The sequence below is a fragment of the Streptomyces sp. ITFR-16 genome (genome assembly GCF_031844705.1).
In the GTDB taxonomy this organism is placed as follows: Bacteria; Actinomycetota; Actinomycetes; order Streptomycetales; family Streptomycetaceae; genus Streptomyces.
This window is the reverse complement of sequence record NZ_CP134609.1, coordinates 4,956,298-4,970,732: the sequence shown is the minus strand read 5'-3', so window position 1 is coordinate 4,970,732 and position 14,435 is coordinate 4,956,298. Positions and strand designations below refer to the sequence as shown.

Below are 14,435 nucleotides of genomic sequence, written 5' to 3'. Positions count from 1 at the left end.
CCCGGTCGTGCGCGCTCAGGCGGCCGGGGCGTCCAGCTGCTCGATCGTGGCGTGCGACGGGCCGCGCCGGGTGCGCAGCTCGCGGCCGACGTCCTCGGCTGCGCGCAGCACCCGTACCGCGTTCTGCCAGGTGAGCTTGGCCAGGTCGGCGGCGGACCAGCCGCGGCCCAGCAGCTCCGCGATCAGGTTCGGGTAGCCGGACACGTCCTCCAGGCCCTGCGGGAGGAACGCCGTGCCGTCGTAGTCGCCGCCGATGCCGATGTGGTCGACGCCCGCGACCTCGCGCATGTGGTCGAGGTGATCGGCGATCGTGGCGACGGTGGCCATCGGGCGGGGGTTGGCCGCCTCGAACTCGGCGTGGACCTTCATCGCGCGGCCCGTCGTGTCCAGGTGGTGCAGGCCGTTGGCGCGCAGGTTCTCGTCGGCCGCCTGCGTCCAGGCGACGGCCGCCGGCAGGACGAACTTCGGTACGAAGGTGGCCATGGCGATGCCGCCGTTGGCCGGGAGCAGACCGAGGACGTCGTCCGGGATGTTGCGCGGGTGGTCGCAGACGGCCCGCGCGGAGGAGTGCGAGAACATCACCGGCGCGGTGGAGGTGGCGAGCGCGTCCCGCATCGTCGTCGCCGCGACGTGCGAGAGGTCGACGAGCATGCCCGTGCGGTTCATCTCCCGTACGACCTCGTGGCCGAACGGCGAGAGGCCGCCGACTCCGGGTTCGTCGGTCGCCGAGTCCGCCCAGTCGGTGTTGTCGTTGTGGGTGAGCGTCATGTAGCGCACGCCGAGCGCGTGCAGGCCGCGCAGGGTGCCCAGCGAGTTGTTGATGGAGTGGCCGCCCTCGGCGCCCATCAGGGAGGCGATCCGGCCCTCGGCGCGGGCCGTCTCCATGTCGTCGGCGCTCAGCGCGCGGCGCAGGTCGCCGGGGTGCCGCTCCAGCAGCTCGGCGACGGCGTCGACCTGTTCCAGGGTGGCGCTGACCGCGTCGTCGCCCGGCAGGTCGGACGGGACGTACACCGACCAGAACTGGGCCCCGACGCCGCCGGCGCGCAGCCGGGGGATGTCGGTGTGCAGATGGGCCGACTGGTCGCCGGCGATGTCCCGGGCGTCCATGTCGTAGTTGACCTGGGCCCGCAGCGCCCACGGCAGGTCGTTGTGTCCGTCGACCACGGGGTGCTCCGCGAGGAGGGCCCGCGCCTGCTCCAGCCGGTCCATCACTGCCCTACTTCCCGAAGCCGAAGGAGTCGGGGTTCCCGACCTTGCTGCGCAGGCGCTTGCCCTTCTCGGTGGCCTGGTCGTTCAGGTCGGAGAGGAACTCCGTCATGCGGGTCCCCAGCTCCGCGTCGTGCGCGGCGAGGATGCGCACGGCCAGCAGGCCCGCGTTGCGCGCGCCCGCGATGGAGACGGTGGCGACCGGGATGCCGGCGGGCATCTGGACGATGGACATGAGGCTGTCCATGCCGTCCAGGTACTTCAGGGGCACCGGGACGCCGATGACGGGCAGCGGGGTGACCGAGGCGAGCATGCCCGGCAGATGGGCGGCGCCGCCCGCCCCGGCGATGATCGCCCGCAGGCCGCGGCCCGCCGCGTTCTCGCCGTACGCGATCATCTCGCGCGGCATGCGGTGGGCGGAGACGACGTCGACCTCGTAGGGGATCTCGAACTCGTCGAGGGCCTTGGCCGCCGCTTCCATGACGGGCCAGTCGGAGTCCGAGCCCATGACGATGCCGACGACCGGCGCGGTGGAGGCGGGGGAAGTCATTCGGTGATCGTTCCTCGCAGGTAGTCGGCCGCGTGCCGGGCGCGCTCCCGCACGTCCGCCAGATCGTCGCCGTAGGTGTTGACGTGACCGACCTTGCGGCCGGGCTTCACGTCCTTGCCGTACATGTGGATCTTGAGCTGCGGGTCTCGGGCCATGCAGTGCAGATACGCCTGGTACATGTCCGGGAAGTCGCCGCCGAGGACGTTGCTCATGACCGTCCAGCGGGCGCGCGGGCGCGGGTCGCCGAGGGGGAGGTCGAGGACCGCCCGCACATGGTTGGCGAACTGGGAGGTGATCGCGCCGTCCTGGGTCCAGTGGCCCGAGTTGTGCGGGCGCATGGCCAGCTCGTTGACCAGGATGCGGCCGTCACGCGTCTCGAAGAGCTCGACGGCCAGGTGGCCGACGACACCGAGCTCCTGGGCGATGCGCAGGGCGAGCTGCTGGGCCTCGCCGCCCAGCTCCTCGTCCAGCTCGGGGGCCGGGGCGATCACCGTGTCGCAGACGCCGTCGACCTGGACGGACTCCACGACCGGGTAGGCGACGGCCTGGCCGTGCGGCGAGCGGACGATGTTGGCCGCCAGCTCCCGTACGAAGTCCACCTTCTCCTCCGCGAGGACCGGGACGCCCGCCCGGAAGGGGTCGGCCGCGTCCGCCTCGGAGCGGACCACCCAGACGCCCTTGCCGTCGTAGCCGCCGCGCACGGTCTTGAGGATGACGGGGAAGCCGCCCACCTCCTCGGCGAAGGCCGCGGCGTCGGCCGGGTCCTTCACGATGCGGTGGCGGGGGCAGGGTGCGCCGATCTCGGTGAGCTTCGCGCGCATCACCCCCTTGTCCTGGGCGTGCACCAGCGCTTCGGGGCCGGGGCGCACGGGGATGCCGTCCGCCTCCAGGGCCCGCAGGTGCTCGGTCGGCACGTGCTCGTGATCGAAGGTGATCACGTCACAGCCGTGCGCGAAGGCGCGCAGCGTGTCCAGGTCGCGATAGTCGCCCACGACGACTTCGCTCACCACCTGGGCCGCCGAGTCCTGAGCGGTGTCACTGAGGAGCTTGAACTTGATGCCGAGGGGGATGCCCGCCTCGTGGGTCATACGGGCGAGCTGACCGCCACCGACCATGCCGACTACCGGGAACGTCACTCCTCCAGGGTATCCGTACGCTCCGGAGGGCATGTCCACGCCCTGGAGGGCCGTGTCACAGCTCCGTGTCACAGCTCCGTGTCACAGCCTCGCCACACCCGCGCCCTTACCCACGGGCGGCCGCGGGGGCTCCTGGTTAGCATGGCCGGGTTGACGGAACATGAAGCCGAACCGACAGACGGGCTGAGCGATCACCATGAGCGAACGGGGCGCACTGCGGGCCCGGCTGGATCTGCTGGCCCGGGAGGTCGCCAAGTTCGGCGTGGTCGGCGCGGTCGGCCTGGTCGTCAATATCGCCGTTTCCAACCTGCTGTGGCGCTACACGGACATCCCGACGGTACGGGCGGGCCTGCTCGCCACATTCGTCGCGATCCTGTGCAACTACGTGGGCTTCCGCTACTGGACGTACCGGGACCGGGACAAGAGCGGGCGCACCCGCGAGCTGACGCTGTTCCTGCTGTTCAGCGCGGTGGGAGCGGTGATCGAGACGGGTGTGCTGTACGTGGCGACGTACGGCTTCGGCTGGAACACCCCGGTGCAGAGCAATGTCTTCAAGATCCTCGGGATCGGGATCGCGACGCTGTTCCGGTTCTGGTCCTACCGGACGTGGGTGTTCAAGGCGCTGCCTGCCAAAGACGACGTCGTCGTGAGTGCGGCGGTCTCCGTGCCGGCGCCGGCCCCCGCGCCCGCCGCCCGGGTCGAGGCGGACACCGCGCGCCGGTAGCCCGCGCTCATCGCACCGGGCGCTCCGGTTCCTTCCTGGTGAGGGCCACGCGGCTCAGGAAGAGGGCGAAGACCGGGGGGTGCTGCTGGAGCAGTTCCAGCCGGCCGCCGTCCGCCTCCGCGAGGTCGCGGGCGACCGCGAGGCCGATGCCCGTGGAGTTGCGGCCGCTGATGGTCCGCTCGAAGATCCTCGCGCCCAGGTCGGCGGGGACCCCGAGGCCCTCGTCCGTCACCTCGATGACCGCCTGGTTACCGGTGACCCGGGTGCGCAGCGCGACCGTGCCGCCGCCGTGCATGAGGGAGTTCTCGATCAGCGCGGCCAGGACCTGGGCGACCGCGCCCGGGGTGCCGACCGCGCTCAGCCCCTGCTTGCCGGAGCGGACGATGGCGCGGCCCTCGCTCCGGTAGGCCGGGCGCCACTCCTCGATCTGCTGCTTGACGACCTCGTCCAGGTCGAAGACGACGGCGGAGCCGGTCCTCGGGTCGCGCGCGTTGGTCAGCAGGCGCTGCACCACGTCCGTGAGCCGCTCGACCTGCGTGAGCGCGATGTGCGCCTCCTCCTTCACCGTCTCCGGGTCGTCGGTGACGGCGATCTCCTCGATCCGCATGGAGAGCGCGGTCAGCGGCGTACGGAGCTGGTGCGAGGCGTCGGCGGCGAGGCGGCGCTCCGCGGTCAGCATCCGGGCGATCCGCTCGGCGGAGGCGTCCAGGACGTCCGCGACCCGGTCCAGCTCCGGCACCCCGTACCGCTTGTGGCGCGGGCGGGGGTCGCCGGAGCCCAGGCGTTCGGCGGTCTCGGCGAGGTCGGTGAGGGGCGAGGCCAGCTTGTTGGCCTGGCGTACGGCCAGCAGCACGGCGGAGACGATGGCCAGCAGCGCCACCGCACCGATGATCATCAGGGTCCGGCCGACCTCGCGGGTCACCGCGGAGCGGGACTCCTCGATGGTGACCTTCTCGCCATGCTCGCCGGTCTCCGTGGCGGTGATCACACTGCCGGTGGGGCGGTCGCCGACCTCGATCGGGGCGCGGCCGGGCATCTTGACCAGGGCGTAGCGCTTGTCGTCGATCTGCTCGGCCAGCACCCCGGGGTTGATCCGCTCGGCGCCCAGGAGCCGGCTCTCGATCACGCTGATCAGCCGCAGCGCCTCGGAGTCGACGCTCTCCTGGGCGCTGCTGCTGATGGTGCGGGTCTCGACGATGACGAGGGAGACGCCGAAGACGGCGATCACCACGAGCACCACGGCCAGGGTGGAGTTGATCAGTCTTCGGCGCATGACGGCTTCTGTACGTCAGCTCTTCTCGAAGCGGAAGCCGACGCCCCGGACCGTCGCGATGTAGCGGGGATTGGCTGCGTCGTCGCCCAGCTTCTTGCGGAGCCAGGAGATGTGCATGTCGAGGGTCTTGGTCGACGACCACCAGGTGGTGTCCCAGACCTCGCGCATCAGCTGGTCGCGGGTGACGACCCGGCCCGCGTCCCGCACCAGGACCCGCAGGAGGTCGAACTCCTTGGCGGTGAGCTGGAGTTCCTCGTCGCCCATCCAGGCCCGGTGCGACTCGACGTCGATGCGGACGCCGTGGGTGGCGGGCTGCGGGGCGGGCTCGGTGGCGCCGCGGCGCAGCAGGGCCCGGACGCGGGCGAGGAGTTCGGCGAGCCGGAAGGGCTTGGTGACGTAGTCGTCGGCGCCCGCGTCGAGCCCGACGACCGTGTCCACCTCGTCGGCGCGGGCGGTCAGCACCAGGACGGGCACGGTGTGGCCCTCGGCACGGAGCCTGCGGGCGACTTCGAGACCGTCCATCCCGGGAAGCCCCAGGTCGAGCACGACCAGATCGATGCCGCCCTGGAGGCCGGCGTCGAGAGCGGTCGGACCGTCTTCGCGGACCTCGACCTCGTAACCCTCCCGACGCAGGGCGCGGGCCAGTGGCTCCGAGATGGATGCGTCGTCCTCGGCGAGCAGTACACGGGTCATGCAGTGATGGTAGTCCGCGCAGCGCACCGGGCGTGAGGTGATCCAGAAGCCCTGCGGGTCCGCGCCCCGTTCACGCCCGGACCTTCGAATATGGGAGTGTGGTTGCACCTGGACCTGTGATCCATGTCTCAAGTCCTTCCATATCCGGCTCTGTCGTGTCGTATGGTGTCTCAACGCCTATTGCACTACTCAATGACCTTTGGGCAGCTCTGAGCACCGAGGGTCATTTTTGTGTGCGGGCTGGTACCCGCCAGCCTCGAAGTTCAGTGAATGACCTGTGGCCGGGCCCGGATCGCCGATGAGGGCGCTCCGGGCGTGGATCCCGACGTGGTGGGCGTACCCACGCCGGTGCCGGCCTCCCCCCACCGGGCGCGTACCGCTCACGAGGCGTCGCGTCCCGAGCGAGCAAGGATCGATCATGGCGTCCAGCCTGACGAAGGACCCGGCGAACACCGCTGGTGGAGAGAAGACCTTCTTCGGCCACCCCCGCGGCCTGGCCACTCTCTTCATGACCGAGATGTGGGAGCGGTACAGCTTCTACGGCATGAAGGCGCTGCTCCCGCTGTACCTGATCGCGCCCGGTGGCATGCACATGAATGCCACCACGGCGACGGCGATCTACTCCGTCTACATGGCGATGGTCTACCTGCTCGCCATGCCCGGCGGCTGGATGGCCGACCGCTTCTGGGGGCCGCGCAAGACGGTCGCCATCGGTGGCGGTGTCGTCATCCTCGGCCACATCACGCTCGCCGTGCCCAACTCGGCGACGTTCTTCGCGGGCCTCGTGCTCGTCGCGCTCGGTTCCGGCCTGCTGAAGGCCAACATCTCCACGATGGTCGGCCACCTCTACAAGGGTCCGGAGGACCCGCGCCGTGACGGTGGCTTCACGCTCTTCTACATCGGGATCAACATCGGTGCCTTCCTGGCCCCGCTGACCATCGGCACCGTCGGCGAGAACGTCAACTGGCACTTCGGATTCGCGCTCGCCGCACTCGGCATGGCCCTGGGCCTGGCCCAGTTCATGCTCGGCACCCGTCACCTGAGCCCGGAGAGCGACGTCGTCTCCACCCCGGCGACGGAGCAGGAGAAGCGTTCGGTCCTGCGCAAGGGCCTGGTCTGGCTGATCGTCGCGGGCGTCTTCTACACGCTGCTCGCGGTCACCGGAAACTTCGCCGACTGGGCGCTGCTGCCGATCACCGTCGCCGGACTGATCATCCCGATCGCCGTCCTGGTGCGGATGAAGCGCGACAAGGAGCTGACGACCACCGAGCAGTCCAAGCTGTCGGGCTACATCTGGTTCTTCGTGGTCGCCGCCGTCTTCTGGATGATCTACGACCAGAACGGCTCGACCCTGTCGATCTTCGGTGAGAACTCGACGACGAACCACCTGCTCGGCTTCGACTTCCCCACCTCCTGGTACCAGTCGCTGAACCCGGTCTTCATCATGGCCATCGCCCCCGTGGTCGCCTCGGGCTGGCTGTGGCTGAACAAGCGCGGCAAGGAGCCGAGCACCGCCGTCAAGTTCGCCTCCAGCCTGGTCCTGATCGGCATCTCGTTCGTCGTCTTCATGATCCCGCTGATCGACACCGCCGCCAACGGCGGCCGGGTCAGCCCGATGTGGCTGGTGGCGATCTACTTCATCCAGACGGTCGCCGAGCTCTGCCTCTCCCCGGTCGGTCTGTCGGTCACCACGAAGATGGCCCCGGCGAAGTACAGCTCCCAGATGATGGGTGTCTGGTTCCTCGCGGTCACCGCCGGTGACTCCGTGACCGGTCTCCTGACCTCCCCGCAGCTCGGCGTCGACCTGAACACCACGGGAGCCGTCGCGTTCGAGGCGGTCCTCGCGGTCATCGCCGGTGTCGGCATCTGGATGTACCGCAAGAAGGTCTCGCAGCACATGGGCGACGTGAACTGACCTCACCGCACCCCAGGGGAAGGGGCCCTCGCACCGCCCGGTGCGAGGGCCCCTCCTTTTCTTCCTGTGCCGTACGGGGCTCGGCTCACCGGCCCGCGCGCAGCCGGCGCCACGGGGTGAACGTGAACACCGCGCCGCCCAGCAGGATCGCCGTACCCGCGATCAGGCCGAGTGCGCGCAGGGCCCCGTGGTCGTCGGCGCCGGTGGCCGCGAGCCCGCCGCCGGAGGCCGTACCGCCGGCCGCCGCCCCGCCGGAACCGCCGGAGCCGCCCGTGTCACCGCCCGAGGCGCCGCCCTCCTGGGCCGTGGTGTCGAGGGCGAGCGAGGCCTTGGGGGTGCCCTTGACCGTGCACGGGATGTTGATCTTCGAGCCGCCCAGGGTGACGTCGATCGTGAGCGTGCCCGGGGTGAGCGTGGACGTACCGGAGGCTCCCGGCTTGTACGTGCCCGTCATGTCCGGCAGGTCGACCGGCTTGCCCGTCTCCAGGGGCTCGGGGTTCCCGGGTCCCCTGACGGTGACGGAGCCCTTGTCGGCGCCGCCGATGACGATCTGCATGGACGGCTTGAGCGCGCCGGCGGGCAGCGCGGCCGGGCTGTCCATCACGCCCTTGGCCGTCTTGACCGTCAGCCCGTAGCTCCCGCCGTTCTTCCTGGCGTTGATCGTCACCTTGCCCGCGATGGCGGCCGGGCCCGGGGACTTGCAGGCGAAGTCGACGGCGACCTCCTTGCCGGGGAAGTCGGTGGCACCGCCACTGCCGCCACTGCCGCCGGAGGCCGTGCCGCCGGAAGTCGTGCCGCCCGAGGCCGTGCCGCCGGAGGTCGTATCGCCCGAGGTGGTGCCGCCCGCCGTCGTGCCGCCGGCCGTGGTGCCTCCGGCAGTCGTGCCGCCGGTGGTGGAGCCGCCGCCGTCCGTGACCTTGATCGTCGCGCCCGGCTGGACCGTCTCCTTCGGGGAGCACTTGGTGTCCGTGGAGATCGGCTTGGAGACGTTGATCGTGTAGCCGTCGGGCGTCAGCGTCAGCTCCCCCGCCTTCTCCAGCTTCAGCGATCCCTTCATGTCCGGCAGGATCATCGGGCTGTTCTTGGGGATCGGCGGATTCTGCCTCGGCCCCTCCATCTTCAGGTCCCCGGTGGCGGCGCCGGCCAGCTTGACCGTCCCGGTCGGCTTGACGGTGTCCTTGTCGAGGTCGAGGACGTCGGGGTTGTCGGAGGCGGCCTGGACCGTCTTCCACACGACCTCGACGGTGTCCCCGACCTTCGCCTCGGCGGGTGCGGTCAGCTGCACCTTCGTGGTGCCCTGTACGGCCGGCAGTCCGGAGATGGCCGGGGGTATGCACTCCGTCCTGTACGAGATGTCGGCGGCCTGGGCCGGGCTCGCGGCCAGCAGCATGCCCGCCCCGCCGATCATCATCGCGACTCCCGCCGCGACCGTCCTGCGTTGCGTACTCACGAATGTCCCTTCGTCGACGGTCTGTGCTCTGACGGTGCGGAATCAGGGGTGAACCACGGCAGCGCGCCCGTCGCGGGCGCGGGGTCCGCGGCCGGCGCCGGGGTGCGCCGCAGCCCGGCGAGCCGCACGGTCGCGCCCGCGCGCGGGGCGGAGCGGCGGCCACGGCGGGAGCCCGCGTGCGCGGGGCGCGGCCGGACCTTGTCGACGACCGCCATGCCGATACGGAAGACGGCGGCCGGCACGACCAGGCAGAGCAGAATCCAGAAGAGCGTCACACCCCAGGGGCGGCCGACCCCCCACGGCTGCTCGGCCAGCACCTTCGTGCCGTACTTCAGCGAGATCCGGTAGTCGCCGTGGGCGCCCGCCGTCAGCTCGACGGGCAGTTCGATACGGGCCTTGAAGCCGGGCTCGACGGTCCCGCGCCACTGCCGCTCGTCCCACTGCGGGGCGTAGACGCCGTGTGCGCTGCCGACCCGGAAGACGGGGTCCTTCACCGGCGCGGAGCCCAGATTGCCGACGGTGAACACCAGCCGGCGCGAGGGCGGGGCGCCGAACCAGGTGAGGATGCCGCTGTCGCCCTCCAGCCGGGGAGCGGCCAGGACGGCGAGCTTCCCTTCGCCGCTCTGCTTCGGCAGCGGGGAGACGGGGTGGCCCGCGACCACGAACACCGCGTCGGCGAGGGCCTGTTCCCCGGTGACCGTGGCGACATGCACCACGCAGGGGCACGGCACGGGCGGCTCGGCGACCGGCAGCTTCTTGGCGAACGCGCCCTTCTTGTCGGTGGTGACGGCGCGGCCGTCCGCGTTGGCGCAGGAGTTGGTACCGCCGATCACCCCGCGCGCCGGCGTGGACTGCCCGCAGATCAGCATCATGAGCAGGGTGCCGGGCCGCCAGCCGCCGCCCTTGACGGTGATCTCGCCGCCCTTGCCCGCCTGCTTGTCGGAGAGGGTGACCGCCGGTTCCGGGTCCGCCGCGGCGCGGCCGTCGGCGTGGACGCCGGGCGCGGTGAGCAGCAGGGCGGACAGGAGCGCGGCCAGCAGGACGGCGAGCGCGGTCGCGCCCGTCCGCGAACGGCCCGCGCTCCGGGGCGCGGCTGTTCCGGCCCGCCCTACCGGCCCCTTGAGTCCCGTCACGATTCCGCTCCCGCCTGCACCAAGTGCCGTTCGCCAGACGACTGCTGAGGGTCCGTGGGAGGCTGCGCGCCGTCGGCGCCCCGGCGTGCCCGGCGGCGCCGCCGGAGGCCGTACGCCACCCCGGCGACGGCGGCCGGGAGCAGCAGCGCGCCGCCGGTGACCGGTATCCACGGGACGCAGAGCGCCGAGGCCGTCGCCTCGTCGTGCGCCCCGCCCGCCGCCGTGACGCGCAGCCGTACGGTGACGGAGTCGAGGGCGGGGGCGTCCGGCCACGGTTCGGTGAGCCGCACCCGCTGTCCGGGCGGCAGTTGCAGCGGCAGGGTGCGGGCGGCGCGGCTCAGCAGCGTGCCGAACACCCCGTCGGCGGTCACGGCCAGGCGGGGCGAGAGGACCGCGTTGCCCCGGTTGACCAGCGTGTAGTGGAGGGTGTGCCCGGACAGCCGCACGTCCTCGACCGTGAGGGCGGCCAGCGTCGGGCCGCCGACCCGCAGGCGGACCTGGACGCCCACCGTGCGCCCGCCGCTCTCGGCGACGATCGCGCCCGGGTGGTCGCCGGGCGGCGCGTCCTGCGGCACGGTGAAGGAGACCGGCACGTCGGCCCGGGTCCGGGCGGGCACGGTCACCTCCCTGCTCGCCGTCCGCAGCCAGGCACCGGTGCCGGTGGGGCGGCGCGTCCCGCCGCCGGTACGGTCCGCGTCGGCCCCGCGCAGCCGTACGGTGACCGGGTCCGGTCCCGGGTTGGTCACCGAGAGCCGGTCCTCCAGGACGCTGCCGGGCAGGCCCTCCAGATAGAAGTACGGCCGGGCGCCGGCCTCCCCCGGGCCGTTCGCCGCGGGCCGCGCCGTCCACGCGGGGGCGGCGCGGTGTCCGGTGGCACCGGCCGGCGGGGCCACGGCGAGGGCGCACCACAGGGCGGCGAGCAGCGGCAGGGCACGGGCGAGTCGGGCGGCGCGACGGGTCGGCGGCATGGGCGGCTCCCTGGGGCGTGACGGCGGAGGCGGTGCGCGCGCGGACGGTCAGCCCGTGGCCCGCTGCCCGCGCCTGGTCAGCCAGAGGACCCCGGCAGCGCCGGTCAGCAGGACGGTGCCGCCGAGGGTGGCGAGCGCGACGGCGGAGTCGAGCGGTCCGGTCCTGGGCAGTGAGGTGCCGGCGTCCGGTGCGCTCTGCTCGCCACCGCTGCCGCCGCCCGCGGCCTTCACGTCGAGGGTGAGGGAGGGGCCCGGGCTGTTCGACGGAGTGCAGGTCGTCGTCGTACCGAGGGCCTTGATGGTGAGCACCCCGGCGGTGAAGTCGACCTTGCCGCTCTTCTTCGGGGTGTACGTCCCCGTCAGGTCATTGATCTTGATGGGGCTGTTGGCCGGGATGGCCGCGGTGTTGGCCGGTCCGGAGACCTGGACCTGTCCGGGGTCGGCGCCGCCCACCTTGATGACGGCGCTGGGGTTCATCGCGCCCTTGCCCAGTTCGACCGGGCTGGAGGAGACGCCCTTCTGGAAGGACATCGTGAGCTTGTAGCCGCTGCCGCTCCGCACGCTCTTGATGTCGATGGGCGAGACCGCGGCCTTGTCACCGATCGGGGTCTTGCACTGGTAGTTGACGTCGACGACGGTCGCGTGGGCGGCGGGCGCGGCCAGCAGCACCGCCGCGCCCGCCAGCCCCGACGCCAGCGCGAGAGCTGTTCGCTTCTGGTACGACACCTCGAGTTCCCCTCAGGCCGGGAGTCGCCGCGCGCACCGCTCCGAGGCGGCACAAATACCTGACGACACATCAGATTGGGCGCTCAAGGTACGCCCGGGGCCTTGTGGAGGGAAGACAAAGAGCGCGCCGATCCGGCGCGCTCTCGGTGGGTGCGGCAGGGCGGGCGAAGCCCGCGGGGGCTATGCGGGGGCCGCCAGCTCCGCCCAGACGGTCTTGCCGGGTGCGTCCGGCACCCGTACGACTCCCCAGTCCAGGCAGAGCCGCTGCACGATGAACATGCCGTGGCCGCCGGGGCGCCCCGCGCGGTGCGGGGTGCGGGGCGAGGGCGCTCCCGCGCCGCTGTCGGCCACCTCCACCCGCAGCACCTTGGGGGTGCGGGCGATCCGCAGCTCGTCGGGGCCCTCCGCGTGCAGGCACGCGTTGGTGACCAGCTCGGAGACGACCAGCAGGACGTCCTCGGCGGCGGCACGGCGGTCCGCGGTCGCGGCGGGGAGCCAGCCCCAGTCGTGGAGCGCCTGGCGGGCGAAATCGCGGGCCATGGGCACGATGCCGCTCGCATCGCGCAACGACAGCGTGCGCCACTGCCGGCCGGTTGCCTCGACGGCCGGGACCGGCTCGACGGAGGAGACGCCGGCGCCCGAGTCCGCGCGGATGCCGGAATCGGCGCGTGCACCGACGCCCGCGCCCTCCGGCTCGCGGCCGAGGTCGCCCGGCGGATGCTGCCGGGTGGTGCTCATCAGCGCTTCACCTCACCGATTCGCCATGTCGCCATGAATGGATATGCATAAAGATACGAACACCGGAGCGGACGCTGTACAGCTACCGCACAGGTACGGAGTGTGCAGGTCGCCCGGCCTCTCCCGGGGGATCTCCTGCCCGGCCGAATCGTGACAACACCCACTTCGCCTACGCGGATCGCGTGACGCGGGCTACGGATGGTGCGCCCGGGGCGTCGACACGGTCCACGGTCAGTCGTCCAGGGCCTCTTCGAGGGAGTCGTGAACGGTGAAGACCGCCCCGGCTCCGGTGATCTCGAAAACGCGTGCCACCACCGGAAGCATTCCGGCCAAATGGACCCCTCCCCCGGCCGCTTCCGCCTTGAGGCGGGCACCGAGCAGGACGTTCAGCCCGGTGGAATCACAGAATTCGAGTCGCGAGCAGTCGACCACCAGACGCGCACGTCCTTGTTCGACGGCGCTCTCCAGAGGCTCACGGAGCAGGTCCGCCGTGTGGTGGTCGAGCTCACCCACCGGCGTCACAACCTCGCTGCGGCCCTCGGTCCGGGACTCGACCTGAAGCCGACCCCGGTTCGCGCTGCCGACCGTCCCGCGGTCCATGCCCGTCCCTCTTCATCGTTCGTCACTGTCTGCATCACCGTGCATGCAGATGCGTTGCCGCTGTCACTGATGTTCTTGAAACAGTACGCGTTCCGTGCGCCACGCGGTAGCCGAAGACCTCAACAAACCGGACATATAGCGTCAATTGGCGCTTGTAACGGCAGGTGGGGAGCGGGTAAGGGTAGGGGGACACCCAAAAACACGGCCGGCTTTGGAGGCGCCGCTTCACCGCAGGAACACGTATGGGCATCGGCAGCCATATGCCGAGAACGATGGAGGAGACCATGTCACCCCGGCTCGACGGATCGCGTACCCACAACGCGACGTCGGCATGTCCTCAGGGACTGACCGAATCAGACTCCCCTGCTGCGACCGTCCTGGACGGCACGCGCACGAACACCCTCAGCAGTGGCAGTGACACCCGCAGTACCGAAGGCACCACGGACGGTCTCGAAGGACTTCCCGAGATCCCGCCCTACTCCGAAGTGGGGCCGCTGGACGCCAGGGCCCTGTCGAAGACGCTCTTCGCCCGGCTCGAGTCCCTCGAAGAGGGCACGCACGAGTACTCCTACGTACGCAACACGCTCGTCGAGCTGAATCTCGCCCTGGTCAAGTTCGCCGCCTCCCGGTTCCGCTCCCGCAGCGAACCGATGGAGGACATCATCCAGGTCGGCACCATCGGCCTGATCAAGGCGATCGACCGCTTCGAGCTCAGCCGGGGCGTCGAGTTCCCGACCTTCGCGATGCCGACCATCGTCGGTGAGATCAAGCGCTTCTTCCGCGACACCAGCTGGTCCGTGCGCGTACCGCGCCGCCTGCAGGAGCTGCGGCTCGACCTGGCCAAGGCGGGCGACGAGCTCGCCCAGCAGCTGGACCGCGCGCCCACCGTGGGCGAGCTCGCCGACCGCCTGGGCATCGGCAACGACGAGGTCGTCGAGGGCATGGCCGCGAGCAACGCGTACACCGCGAGCTCGCTGGACGCCAAGCCCGAGGAGGACGACCACGAGGGCGCGCTGACGGACCGGATCGGCTACGAGGACCACGGCCTGGAGGGCATCGAGTACGTCGAGTCCCTGAAGCCGCTGATCGCCGCGCTGCCGAGCCGCGACCGGACGATCCTCTCGCTCCGCTTCGTCGCCAACATGACGCAGTCGGAGATCGGCGAGGAGCTCGGTATCTCCCAGATGCACGTGTCCAGGCTGCTCTCGCGCACCCTGGTCAAGCTCCGCAAGGGGCTGACCCTGGAGGAATGAGCGGGCCGGCCCGCCCCGTGCGGCCTGCCGGACCCGAGGACCTGCCCCGCCGAGGGGCAGGTCCTTCCGC

At 71.3% G+C, this 14,435-nt stretch carries 14 protein-coding genes; 3 read left to right on the top strand and 11 right to left on the bottom strand.

Features of this window, described 5'->3' with window-relative positions:
• Nucleotides 1–15: 15 nt before the first annotated feature.
• The 3 genes from RLT58_RS22085 to RLT58_RS22075 are packed head-to-tail and all read right to left on the bottom strand — an operon-like array spanning nucleotide 16 to nucleotide 2,925.
• Nucleotides 16–1,209, bottom strand: a complete 1,194-nt coding sequence (locus RLT58_RS22085; RefSeq protein ID WP_311312103.1) for a dipeptidase — start codon at nucleotides 1,207–1,209, stop codon at nucleotides 16–18.
• A 7-nt stretch (nucleotides 1,210–1,216) separates the two neighbouring features.
• The gene (gene purE / locus RLT58_RS22080) at nucleotides 1,217–1,756 is read right to left on the bottom strand and encodes a 5-(carboxyamino)imidazole ribonucleotide mutase (RefSeq protein ID WP_311312102.1); all 540 of its coding nucleotides are present in this window, start codon (nucleotides 1,754–1,756) and stop codon (nucleotides 1,217–1,219) included.
• Nucleotides 1,753–2,925, bottom strand: coding sequence for a 5-(carboxyamino)imidazole ribonucleotide synthase (locus RLT58_RS22075; protein WP_311312101.1), 1,173 nt, complete (start codon nucleotides 2,923–2,925; stop codon nucleotides 1,753–1,755). The genes purE and RLT58_RS22075 overlap by 4 nt, the downstream gene beginning before the upstream one ends.
• A gap of 163 nt (nucleotides 2,926–3,088) precedes the next feature.
• On the opposite strand from RLT58_RS22075, the gene RLT58_RS22070 reads away from it, so the two are divergent.
• Nucleotides 3,089–3,616 carry a GtrA family protein gene (locus tag RLT58_RS22070; protein ID WP_311312100.1) on the top strand — a complete coding sequence of 176 codons (528 nt, stop codon included), beginning with the start codon at nucleotides 3,089–3,091 and terminating at the stop codon, nucleotides 3,614–3,616.
• A gap of 7 nt (nucleotides 3,617–3,623) precedes the next feature.
• Here RLT58_RS22070 and RLT58_RS22065 read toward each other — a convergent pair whose 3' ends face one another.
• Nucleotides 3,624–4,889, bottom strand: coding sequence for a sensor histidine kinase (locus tag RLT58_RS22065; protein ID WP_311312099.1), 1,266 nt, complete (start codon nucleotides 4,887–4,889; stop codon nucleotides 3,624–3,626).
• 15 nt (nucleotides 4,890–4,904) lie between these two features.
• Nucleotides 4,905–5,582, bottom strand: coding sequence for a response regulator transcription factor (locus tag RLT58_RS22060; RefSeq protein ID WP_018524728.1), 678 nt, complete (start codon nucleotides 5,580–5,582; stop codon nucleotides 4,905–4,907).
• A gap of 418 nt (nucleotides 5,583–6,000) precedes the next feature.
• Between RLT58_RS22060 and RLT58_RS22055 the strand changes: the two genes are divergently transcribed.
• Nucleotides 6,001–7,497 (top strand): peptide MFS transporter, encoded by a 1,497-nt coding sequence (locus RLT58_RS22055; RefSeq protein WP_311312098.1) that lies wholly within the window; start codon nucleotides 6,001–6,003, stop codon nucleotides 7,495–7,497.
• An 85-nt stretch (nucleotides 7,498–7,582) separates the two neighbouring features.
• Here RLT58_RS22055 and RLT58_RS22050 read toward each other — a convergent pair whose 3' ends face one another.
• The 6 genes from RLT58_RS22050 to RLT58_RS22025 form a co-directional block, all read right to left on the bottom strand.
• Complete coding sequence (locus RLT58_RS22050; protein WP_399131933.1) at nucleotides 7,583–8,905, bottom strand: hypothetical protein; 1,323 nt, start codon at nucleotides 8,903–8,905, stop codon at nucleotides 7,583–7,585.
• Between the two features lie 38 nt (nucleotides 8,906–8,943).
• Nucleotides 8,944–9,987, bottom strand: coding sequence for a hypothetical protein (locus RLT58_RS22045; RefSeq protein WP_399131932.1), 1,044 nt, complete (start codon nucleotides 9,985–9,987; stop codon nucleotides 8,944–8,946).
• A gap of 89 nt (nucleotides 9,988–10,076) precedes the next feature.
• A complete protein-coding gene (locus RLT58_RS22040; RefSeq protein ID WP_311312097.1) occupies nucleotides 10,077–11,048 on the bottom strand; it encodes a COG1470 family protein in 972 nt (323 codons plus the stop codon).
• 48 nt (nucleotides 11,049–11,096) lie between these two features.
• Entirely contained in the window at nucleotides 11,097–11,774 is a 678-nt protein-coding gene (locus RLT58_RS22035; protein ID WP_311312096.1) for a peptidase, read from the bottom strand.
• Between the two features lie 180 nt (nucleotides 11,775–11,954).
• A complete protein-coding gene (locus RLT58_RS22030; RefSeq protein WP_311312095.1) occupies nucleotides 11,955–12,512 on the bottom strand; it encodes an ATP-binding protein in 558 nt (185 codons plus the stop codon).
• 231 nt (nucleotides 12,513–12,743) lie between these two features.
• On the bottom strand, nucleotides 12,744–13,112 hold the full coding sequence (locus RLT58_RS22025; protein ID WP_311312094.1) for an STAS domain-containing protein: 369 nt from the start codon (nucleotides 13,110–13,112) through the stop codon (nucleotides 12,744–12,746).
• 284 nt (nucleotides 13,113–13,396) lie between these two features.
• On the opposite strand from RLT58_RS22025, the gene RLT58_RS22020 reads away from it, so the two are divergent.
• Nucleotides 13,397–14,365: an RNA polymerase sigma factor SigF gene (locus RLT58_RS22020; protein ID WP_311314600.1), complete on the top strand. Its 969-nt coding sequence runs from the start codon at nucleotides 13,397–13,399 to the stop codon at nucleotides 14,363–14,365.
• Nucleotides 14,366–14,435 lie beyond the last annotated feature (70 nt).